This is a genomic window from Pseudomonas sp. S60 (genome assembly GCF_016647865.1).
GTDB lineage: Bacteria > Pseudomonadota > Gammaproteobacteria > Pseudomonadales > Pseudomonadaceae > Aquipseudomonas > Aquipseudomonas parafulva.
Genome location: NZ_JACVVH010000089.1, coordinates 1 through 8,807, shown reverse-complemented (window position 1 = coordinate 8,807; position 8,807 = coordinate 1). Strand labels below are relative to the sequence as shown.

Below are 8,807 nucleotides of genomic sequence, written 5' to 3'. Positions count from 1 at the left end.
CTTGTGCGGCGCATCGCGAGCTGCGCTCGCTCCTACGTTTTTGGGCCAATTACATTCCCCACGGCGAACACCTCACAGCCCTCCCCCCAATTGAGCTACCGTCAAAATCGCTTATGCACAAGCGGCATCAACTACCTGCGCGAAATGCATGCCGCCCTGCTGTGCCACTTGTCTTTGCGCAAATGCCTGTTTTTGCTGGCCTTGCGGTACCTGAAGGAATAAGCCAGGCGCTGGAAATAGCGCTTGGCTCCAACAGGTAATCACAAGCTTGTTCACAGAGTTATCCACAGGTTTTTCTGCGGCTATCTGCCGCGCTCGGCCAGGATCAGAAGGTTGCGCGGGGTCAACGGATAGTCGCAAAACAACCCCACGCATACGTCGTAACCCTGTTCTGCCAGGTACAGGGCGCGGTCCAGTACCAGCCACAGCTCCAGCGGGCGGCGGAACAGGTTGCGTACGCGCTCTAGGTTGCGCACCTCGGCCAGGCGCTGCCAGCCCGCCGCTTCCAGCGCGACCCAGTTCGGTTCACCGTGAATGGGTACGTGCTTGAGTGCCGCCAGATCACGGCAATACTGCTCGAACGGTTTGCTCAGCCAGGCCACAGGCAGCGATGGCGTCGGCAGGTACTCATCTGCCCCGCGTTGCTGGCGTTGAAGCAGGTCGAAACCGAGCCGCCGCGCCATGGAGGTATCACGCTGGCGGCGCACGCGGGCACCGGCGGTGACGGTTTCACTCAGGGGCAAACCCAGGTCGTCCAGCGACAGGTGTAGGCTGGAAGCGCGTGCAGCTGTGGATAACGCCTGGTAACTCGGTGTGGCGATACGGTTGTAGCAGCACGGGGCCACCGCCAGCTGCCGGCAGCCTTGCTCGCCGGCCAGCCGCAGCAGGCGTACGTGCAGGTCGCCGCACGCATGCAAGGCGACCACGCTAGTGTCCGAATGCAGATGCCGCGCGCTTTCGGGTGCCATCACATCCTGATGCAGATGCTGCGCGGGCAAGTGGTGATGGGTGCTCAGTGCCTGGCCAGCTGCAACCAGTTCGGCGTCGTATTCCAGGCACGTCAGTTGCTGGCCGGGTTGCAGCAGGCGGCGGCCGAGGTGGCCTTTGCCTGCGCACCAGTCCAGCCAGTGGTGGGGCGGGGCGCTGAAGGCCAGGTGGCTGGCGAAGGCTTCGATCTGCTGCCATTTGCGGCCGGGAACGGCGACGTCCAGGCGGTGGGTGGCTGGCGGCAGTTCGGCCTGGGGCAGGCTGCCGAGCGTGGCGAGCTGTTGGGCTTGCTCGGCCAGTTGCGGGAAGGGGGCGGGCAGGCGGTCAGTGGTGCTGTCGGCTTCGGCGTCTGCAAAGGAACATTGGCGCAGGTGGGCAGCCAGTTCGGGGTGGGCGGCCTCCCAGCCCAGTTGCAGGGTAGTGAAGGGGCGCGGTTTCCACAGCTGTTGGTGCTCCACCAGGAACTGGTCGAGGGCCAGGAAGCGGGTGCTTAGGTGGTGGCTGTGGAGGTGGTTGGGCATGGGGAGATGGTTGTAGGGTTTGAGGGCCTTTTCGCGGGTGAACCCGCTCCCACAGGGTTGGCACAGGTTGAAAGCCTGTGAGGGGCCTGTGGGAGCGGGTTCACCCGCGAAAGGGGCGGTGCGGGGTCAGCGACCCTGGCAGGCGTCCACCCGCAACCAGCGTTCCAGCAACTTGAAGCCCTGCACCAGCAGGAACGAGATCAGCAGGTAGAACAGGCCGGCAGCGAAGAAGATTTCCACCGGCAGGTAGGTGCGGGCGATGATGGTGCGGGCCATGCCGGTCAGTTCCAGCAGGGTCACCGTACTGGCCAGGGCGCTGGCCTTGAGCATCAGGATCACTTCGTTGCTGTACGCCGGCAGGCCGATGCGCGCGGCCCGGGGCAGCATGATGTAGAACAGGGTCTTGCCCCGCGACATGCCCAGCGCCCGCGCCGCCTCGATCTCACCCTTGGGGATGGACTGCAGTGCGCCGCGCAGGATCTCGGCGATGTAGGCAGCAGTGTGCAGGGTCATGGTCAGCACCGTGCACCAGAACGGGTCGCGCAGGTACGGCCACAGCGAACTGCTGCGTACGGCGTCGAACTGGGCCAGGCCGTAGTACACCAGAAACAGCTGCACCAGCAGCGGTGTGCCGCGGAAGAAGAAGATGTAGCTGAACGGCACGGCGCGCACGTACCAGTGGCGCGAAGAGCGGGCGATGCCCAGCGGGATGGCCAGAATCAGCCCGGCCACCACGGCAATGGCCACCAGCTCCAGGGTGAGCGTGGCGCCCTGGGCCAGGCGGGGCAGCCACTTGATGATCACTTCCCAATTCATTATTCGGCCCTCGCGAAGCCGCGAGCGGCGCGTTTTTCCATGAAGTGCATGCCGGTCATGGCAATGATGGTGAGGCCTAGGTAGATGCAGGCGGCGACCATGTAGAAGGTGAAGGGCTCCTTGGTCACGGTCACGCCGATTTGCGCGTGGCGCATGATTTCTTCAAGGCCGATCACCGACACCAGGGCGGTGTCCTTCATCAGGATCATGAACAGGTTGCCCAGGCCGGGCAGGGCAATGCGCCACATCTGCGGCAGGATGATGCGCGACAGGATACGCCCCTTGGACATGCCCAAGGCCAGGCCGGCCTCGCGGTGCCCTTTGGGGATGGCCAGGATGGCGCCGCGGAACACCTCGGTGGCATAGGCGCCAAAGCACAGGCCCAGGGCGATGACGCCGGCGGCAAATGCACTCAGCTCCAGGCCCGGCATGTTCAGGGCATCGCCCAGGCTGCTCATCAGGCCGACGGTGCCGAAATAGATCAGCAGCACCCACAGCAGTTCGGGTATGCCACGTACCAGGGTGGAGTAGAAGCCGCCAAGCCACTGCAGCGGCTTGATCGAGGAAGTCTTGGCCAGGGCGCCGAGCAGGCCCAGCACCAGCCCCAGCAGCAAGGCGCAAAGCGCCAGTTTTACGGTCATCAGGGTGCCGGCCATCATGGCCGGGCCGAATCCGTGCAGGTCGATATTCATGGGCAGGTCATTTTAGGGACTGGCGCGCCGCAAGGGCGCGCCGGTCGGGGCGGGTCATTCGATGCTGAACGGGAAGTACTTGTCGTTGATCTTCTTGTACGTGCCGTCGGCCTTGATTTCGGCCAGGGCCTTGTTCAGGTCGTCGCGCAGCTTGGTGTCACCCTTGCGCACGGCGATGCCGATCTTGTCGCTGTCCACCACCGGCTCGCCCTTGAACTCGAAGTTGGAGCCGTCCTTGCTTTTCAGCCACTCGTACTGCACGTACTTGTCGGCCAGGATACCGTCAATGCGGCCGGCGACCAGGTCGAGGTAGGCGTTTTCCTGGGTGTCGTACAGCTTGATGTCCAGGTCGCTGCCGTAGTTGTCTTCAAGCCAGGTGCCCGCCAGGGTGGCGCGCTGGGTACCGATGGTCTTGCCCTTCAGGTAGGCCTTGTCGGTTTTGAAGTCGACGTTTTTCGGCGCGATGAACTGCAGCTTGTTGGAGTAGTAGGGGTCGGTGAAGTCCACAGCCTGCTTGCGCTCGTCGGTGATCGACAGCGACGACACCAGGAAGTCGAACTTCTTGGCGTTCAGGGCCGGGATGATGCCGTCCCAGTCGGAGGTGACCACCGAGCACTCGACCTTCATCTTGGCGCACAGGGCGTCGCCGATGTCCTTGTCGAAGCCCACGACGTTGCCGCTGGCGTCCTTGTTGTTGAACGGCGGGTAGGCCGCTTCGATACCCATGCGCAGTTTTTCTGCGGCCAGGGCGTTGGCCGACATCACCAGGGTGGCTGCAGCGGCCAGGAGAAACTTCTTGTAGGTTTGCATGTATTGCTCCGTTAGCGGTGGCTGGACATGAATTGCTTGCAACGCGCCGAGGTCGGGTTTTCGAAGACCTGCTGCGGCGATCCCTGCTCTTCGACCAGGCCCTGGTGCAGGAAGACCACTTCACTGGACACCTGGCGGGCAAAGTTCATCTCGTGCGTCACCAGCAGCATGGTACGGCCTTCTTCGGCCAATGCGCGGATAACGTTTAGCACTTCCTGGACCATTTCCGGGTCGAGGGCCGACGTGGGCTCGTCGAACAGGATCACCTTGGGTTTCATGGCCAGGGTACGGGCAATGGCGGCGCGCTGTTGCTGGCCACCGGAAAGCTGGGCGGGGTAGCTGTGGCGCTTGTCGTAGATACCCACTTTGTTCAGCAGCGCTTCGGCTGCCTCCACGGCTTCGGCCTTGCTCTGGCCGAGGACGCGGCGTGGGGCCTCGATGATGTTGTCGAGGATGGACATGTGCGGCCACAGGTTGAAGTTCTGGAAGACGAAGCCGATTTCGCTGCGCAGGCGGTTGATCTGGCGGTTGTCGGCAGCGATCAGGTCGCCGTTTTTCGCGGCCTTGAGCTTGAGGGCTTCACCGGCAACCAGGATTTCGCCCTGGTGCGGGTTTTCCAGCAGGTTGATGCAGCGCAGCAGGGTGGACTTGCCGGAGCCGGACGACCCCAGGATGGAGATCACGTCACCGTCGCGTGCGGTCAGCGAAATGCCCTTGAGAATTTCCTGCTCGCCGTAGCGTTTGTGCAGGTTGCGGATTTCCAGCGCGGGCGTGGCCTGAGCCATGTGCGGTCCTCATGTGTTCGGGTGCGTTCCCAGCTGTTGGCGGCCTTCCTGGCGTGCGCCAAGCTAGCATAGCGGCATTATGACGGCCAACAGGGTTGCCGGGCTGTCTGGGCCTTGGTGGGGCAGTTTGTCGCATCGTTGCAGCGCAACGTCGCGCGGATGTCCACCCGCGTTGTCGCCCGGCACCTGAGCCTTGATGAAAAAAGGCGCGATGGTGCCAGTTTTGGCCGGCCCAGGGAAGCGCTTTCGGACCGTTTGCTGAGTAAACCTGACCACGCGGGCAGCGATCCACTGATGCCGGGCTGCACCTGGCAAGCGTGTAAAACAGCATCATGGTTGTACCTAGCGGTTGCACTTTTTTGCCTTGCAATGGTGCGTGGGTGTTACCGAGGGGCACCCGTGGTGCATTTGTAAGTGGGTATTTCCGTAATCCGATCATTAGGCGATGATTCGGTCACGGGCTGGCCGAAAGCGCTCCATCCCGCGTCAATCAAGGCTTACGCACAATCTTGGTGCGGTGGGTTGGCACATGGCGCGCTTATTGCCAGTACGAAACCGCAGATTGCAGCGTTGCCCACCTCAACCCAGGGCACGCCTGACTCGCAATCGATGTGGTCCACTCCTTACAAAGGTAGTTTTATGAGCGGTAACAATTCCAACGACCTCGCTCAGGGGCTCAAACAACGGCATGTGACCATGCTGTCTATCGCTGGCGTCATCGGTGCCGGCCTGTTCGTCGGCTCCGGCCATGCCATTGCCGCTGCCGGCCCCGCCGTACTGCTGGCCTATGCGGCTGCCGGTACGCTGGTGGTGCTGGTGATGCGCATGCTGGGTGAAATGGCGGTCGCCTCACCCGACACGGGTTCGTTCTCCACCTACGCCGACCGCGCCATCGGGCGTTGGGCGGGCTTCACCATCGGCTGGCTGTACTGGTGGTTCTGGGTGCTGGTGATTCCGCTGGAAGCCAACGCGGCGGCGGCCATTCTGCATGCCTGGTTCCCTGCGGTAGACTTGTGGGCGTTCTCGCTGATCATTACCCTGGCACTCACCGTCACCAACCTGTTCAGCGTGAAGAACTACGGCGAGTTCGAGTTCTGGTTCGCACTGCTGAAAGTGCTGGCCATCATCGGCTTCATCGTGGTGGGCTGCGTGGCCATGTTCGGCCTGGTGCCCAGCAGCCAGGTCAGCGGTATCAGCCACCTGTTCGACACCCAGGGCTTCATGCCCAACGGCCTGGGCGCGGTGCTGGCAGCCATGCTGACCACCATGTTCTCGTTCATGGGGACTGAAATCGTCACCATCGCGGCGGCCGAGTCCAAGGACCCGGGCAAGCAGATCAGCCGTGCCACCAACTCGGTGATCTGGCGTATCTGCCTGTTCTACCTGGTGTCGATCTTCCTGGTTGTTGCGCTGGTGCCGTGGAACGACCCGGCCCTGGCAGAAACCGGTTCGTACCAGACCGTGCTCAGCCGTATCGGTGTGCCGAATGCCAAGCTGATCGTCGATATCGTGGTACTGATTGCGGTGACCAGCTGCCTCAACTCGGCGCTGTACACCTCTTCGCGCATGCTGTTCTCCCTGAGCAAGCGCGGCGACGCACCGGCCATGGCCCAGCGCACCACCAAGGCAGCTACCCCGCATGTGGCGGTATTGCTGTCCACGGCAGCGGCTTTCCTGTGTGTGTTCGCCAACTTCCTGGCCCCGGCGCAGGTGTTCGAGTTCCTGCTGGCCAGTTCTGGCGCCATCGCGCTGCTGGTGTACCTGGTGATTGCTGTGTCGCAACTGCGCATGCGTGCCCAGCGTGAAGCCCGTGGCGAGAAGATCGCTTTCAAGATGTGGCTGTTCCCGGGGCTCACCTGGGCCACCATTGCCTTCATCGTTGCGGTACTGGGCGTGATGGCGCTGCGCGAAGACCACCGTATCGAAATCATCGCCACCGCATTGCTGAGCATTGCGGTAGTGGCGGCGGGGCTGCTGGTGCATCGCAAGCGTGAAGCTGCAGGGCGGGTGGCGCTGGATAACTGATCCGCGCTGGCTGCAATGAAAAGGCCGCGCCCTGTTGAGGGCGCGGCCTTTTTTACATGTGCTGGCGTCTGCGCGGGTGAACCCGCTCCCACAGGGTGGGCGGGGCTGTGGGGCGCTGTCAGCCGAACTGCTTCTGCTGTTGCTGCTGTTTGGCCACAAGCTCGGAGGCGGTGATATAGGCATTCTGGAACTCATCACTCTCCAGCCATGCCATGGTGGTGTCTTCATCAGCACCGTCGAGCCACTTACGGTAGGCGCTGAACACCAGCACGATGTAGTCGGTGGCGTGTTCTTCCTTGTGCCCCTTGAGCACCAGGGCCAGCAACGGGTCTACCAGGAACACCGAAATCATCGGGACCAGGCCATCCTCCTGGGCTTCCTTCATCTTCTTGAACAGCGGCTCGTAACTGCCCGACTCCATGGCCTTGTCGTACACCTGCTTAACACTGGCGCTGTCGCCGGCACTGGCCTTGACCGCCTGGCCGCTGCGGACCATGCGGTTCTGCTTGGCCTTGGTGGCGGCGCGCTTGGCGCGTTTCTGTTGCTTGGTGGAGGTGGCCATGAGTGGAGTCCTTTGGGGGTGCCGTGAAAAGTGCGTATTGAAGCGCAGATGCCTGCGAAACCCAAGCAGCTTCGGCAGGTCTCAGACACACTACCCACACTTCATCACCTCCCTGGACCTTCACGGATGAAAGTACCCGTATTAGCCGGCCTGCTGGCCGTTGCCCTGGCCGGCTGTGGCAACATTGCTGCCGTCAAATCGTTCAACACGCCCTATGGCTCACCCACTGCCGGGGACACCGCACGCCTGCGTGTCATCGCCAATGGCATGGTGCGGGCGGTGCCCGAGAAGGATTGCGTGGACTGGTACAGCCCCGGTGCAGGCGTGATTGCTGTACCGAAAAAGGGCTTCGCCGACCGGAACGGCGAAACCCTGGGCATACCTGCCGGCGCGGCTGTGGGCAGGGGGGATGCTGTTAGCGAAGTGCTGGTGCCGGCCGGCAAGCCCTTCACCTTGCACTTTCTGGACGGCGGCAGTTCCCCGGCATACGGCACCGTGGAAAACTGCCTGGGCATGTTCTGGTTCGTGCCGGAAAAAGGCGCCGACTACGAGCTGGTACTGCGTGGTTACAGCGCCTGTGGCGGCACGCTCAAGCGCCTGGGCAGCACCGATCAGGTGCCCAGGCACAAAGCCGAATACTGCAGCGCCATCGCCAACTTCTAAGGCCAGGCGGGTTACGCCACCGCTTCATCTTCCTCGAAACCGCGTGATGCCCGGCCTACCAGCAGGGCATCCGGCGCGTAGGCCACGCGGTGGTCTTTGCCGGGGTAGTCGAGCGAGTGCAGGAAGTGGCGGATGCAGTTGATGCGCGCGCGTTTCTTGTCATCGGACTTGATCACCGTCCAAGGCGCATCGGCCGTGTCGGTGTGGAAGAACATGGCCTCCTTGGCGGCGGTGTAGTCTTCCCACTTGTCCAGCGACTTGATGTCGATGGGCGACAGCTTCCAGTGCTTCAGCGGGTCGTCGCGGCGCGAGATGAAGCGGCGCAGCTGCTCTTCGCGGTTTACCGAGAACCAGTACTTGAACAGCAGAATGCCGCTGTTGCACAGCATGCGCTCCAGGTCTGGCGCCTGGCGCATGAATTCCAGGTACTGCAGCGGCGTGCAGAAGTCCATCACCCGCTCGACCCCGGCGCGGTTGTACCAGGAGCGATCGAAGAACACCATTTCCCCGGCCGTGGGCAAATGCTGCACATAGCGCTGGAAGTACCACTGGCCCTTTTCCTGTTCCGAGGGCTTTTCCAGGGCAACGATGCGCGCACCCCGCGGGTTCAGGTGTTCCATGAAGCGCTTGATGGTCCCGCCCTTGCCAGCCGCGTCGCGCCCTTCGAACAGAATCACTACCCGCTGCCCGGTGTCCTTCACCCAGCTTTGCACCTTCAGCAGTTCGATTTGCAGGGCGTGCTTGGCCTTTTCGTAGTCCTGGCGTCGCAGCCGCGTGCGGTACGGGTAGCTCGCCGGAAGCTTGGCCGAGGTGCTGTCTTCGGTGCTGCCCTTGGGCGCACTGGCCACTTCAAGCGCGGCGGGTGCCTGGCTGACCTGGGTGATGGCAGGTTCAGGCTTGCGCTGACGAGGGCGGCGCGTGCGTGCGGGGGTGGTGGCGGATGGGG

At 62.8% G+C, this 8,807-nt stretch carries 9 protein-coding genes and 1 pseudogene; 3 read left to right on the top strand and 7 right to left on the bottom strand.

The genetic code is table 11. From position 1 onward, the window contains the following. Window positions 1-222 (top strand): hypothetical protein (locus IAE33_RS24695; protein ID WP_236407404.1); only part of this gene is annotated, 222 nt, incomplete at its 5' end. 80 nt (window positions 223-302) lie between these two features. Here IAE33_RS24695 and IAE33_RS24115 read toward each other — a convergent pair. The 5 genes and pseudogenes from IAE33_RS24115 to IAE33_RS24095 form a co-directional block, all read right to left on the bottom strand. Beyond that, window positions 303-1,561 (bottom strand): annotated as a pseudogene (locus IAE33_RS24115) (methyltransferase). A gap of 73 nt (window positions 1,562-1,634) precedes the next feature. Beyond that, a complete protein-coding gene (locus tag IAE33_RS24110; RefSeq protein WP_028635318.1) occupies window positions 1,635-2,324 on the bottom strand; it encodes an ABC transporter permease in 690 nt (229 codons plus the stop codon). Continuing rightward, window positions 2,324-3,016 carry an ABC transporter permease gene (locus tag IAE33_RS24105; RefSeq protein WP_201165685.1) on the bottom strand — a complete coding sequence of 231 codons (693 nt, stop codon included), beginning with the start codon at window positions 3,014-3,016 and terminating at the stop codon, window positions 2,324-2,326. Before IAE33_RS24105 ends, IAE33_RS24110 begins: the two co-directional genes overlap by 1 nt. Before the next feature lie 54 nt (window positions 3,017-3,070). Further along, the gene (locus IAE33_RS24100; protein ID WP_028635316.1) at window positions 3,071-3,826 is read right to left on the bottom strand and encodes an ABC transporter substrate-binding protein; all 756 of its coding nucleotides are present in this window, start codon (window positions 3,824-3,826) and stop codon (window positions 3,071-3,073) included. 11 nt (window positions 3,827-3,837) lie between these two features. Beyond that, window positions 3,838-4,611: an ABC transporter ATP-binding protein gene (locus IAE33_RS24095; protein WP_028635315.1), complete on the bottom strand. Its 774-nt coding sequence runs from the start codon at window positions 4,609-4,611 to the stop codon at window positions 3,838-3,840. 639 nt (window positions 4,612-5,250) lie between these two features. On the opposite strand from IAE33_RS24095, the gene gabP reads away from it, so the two are divergent. Then, window positions 5,251-6,636 carry a GABA permease gene (gene gabP, locus IAE33_RS24090; protein WP_028635314.1) on the top strand — a complete coding sequence of 462 codons (1,386 nt, stop codon included), beginning with the start codon at window positions 5,251-5,253 and terminating at the stop codon, window positions 6,634-6,636. 118 nt (window positions 6,637-6,754) lie between these two features. On the opposite strand, the gene IAE33_RS24085 is transcribed toward gabP, so the two are convergent. Beyond that, complete coding sequence (locus IAE33_RS24085) at window positions 6,755-7,198, bottom strand: hypothetical protein (protein WP_201165684.1); 444 nt, start codon at window positions 7,196-7,198, stop codon at window positions 6,755-6,757. Window positions 7,199-7,324: 126 nt separating this feature from the next. On the opposite strand from IAE33_RS24085, the gene IAE33_RS24080 reads away from it, so the two are divergent. Further along, the gene (locus IAE33_RS24080) at window positions 7,325-7,861 is read left to right on the top strand and encodes a hypothetical protein (RefSeq protein WP_201165683.1); all 537 of its coding nucleotides are present in this window, start codon (window positions 7,325-7,327) and stop codon (window positions 7,859-7,861) included. 11 nt (window positions 7,862-7,872) lie between these two features. Here IAE33_RS24080 and ppk2 read toward each other — a convergent pair whose 3' ends face one another. Then, on the bottom strand, window positions 7,873-8,745 hold the full coding sequence (ppk2, locus tag IAE33_RS24075; protein WP_201165688.1) for a polyphosphate kinase 2: 873 nt from the start codon (window positions 8,743-8,745) through the stop codon (window positions 7,873-7,875). Window positions 8,746-8,807 lie beyond the last annotated feature (62 nt).

Coding starts and splice junctions, on each gene's coding strand:
- IAE33_RS24095 (WP_028635315.1), bottom strand. CDS start 4,611: ATGGCTCAGGCCACGCCCGCGCTGGAAATCCGCAACCTGCACAAACGC.
- IAE33_RS24080 (WP_201165683.1), top strand. CDS start 7,325: ATGAAAGTACCCGTATTAGCCGGCCTGCTGGCCGTTGCCCTGGCCGGC.
- IAE33_RS24105 (WP_201165685.1), bottom strand. CDS start 3,016: ATGAATATCGACCTGCACGGATTCGGCCCGGCCATGATGGCCGGCACC.
- gabP (WP_028635314.1), top strand. CDS start 5,251: ATGAGCGGTAACAATTCCAACGACCTCGCTCAGGGGCTCAAACAACGG.
- IAE33_RS24100 (WP_028635316.1), bottom strand. CDS start 3,826: ATGCAAACCTACAAGAAGTTTCTCCTGGCCGCTGCAGCCACCCTGGTG.
- IAE33_RS24110 (WP_028635318.1), bottom strand. CDS start 2,324: ATGAATTGGGAAGTGATCATCAAGTGGCTGCCCCGCCTGGCCCAGGGC.
- IAE33_RS24085 (WP_201165684.1), bottom strand. CDS start 7,198: ATGGCCACCTCCACCAAGCAACAGAAACGCGCCAAGCGCGCCGCCACC.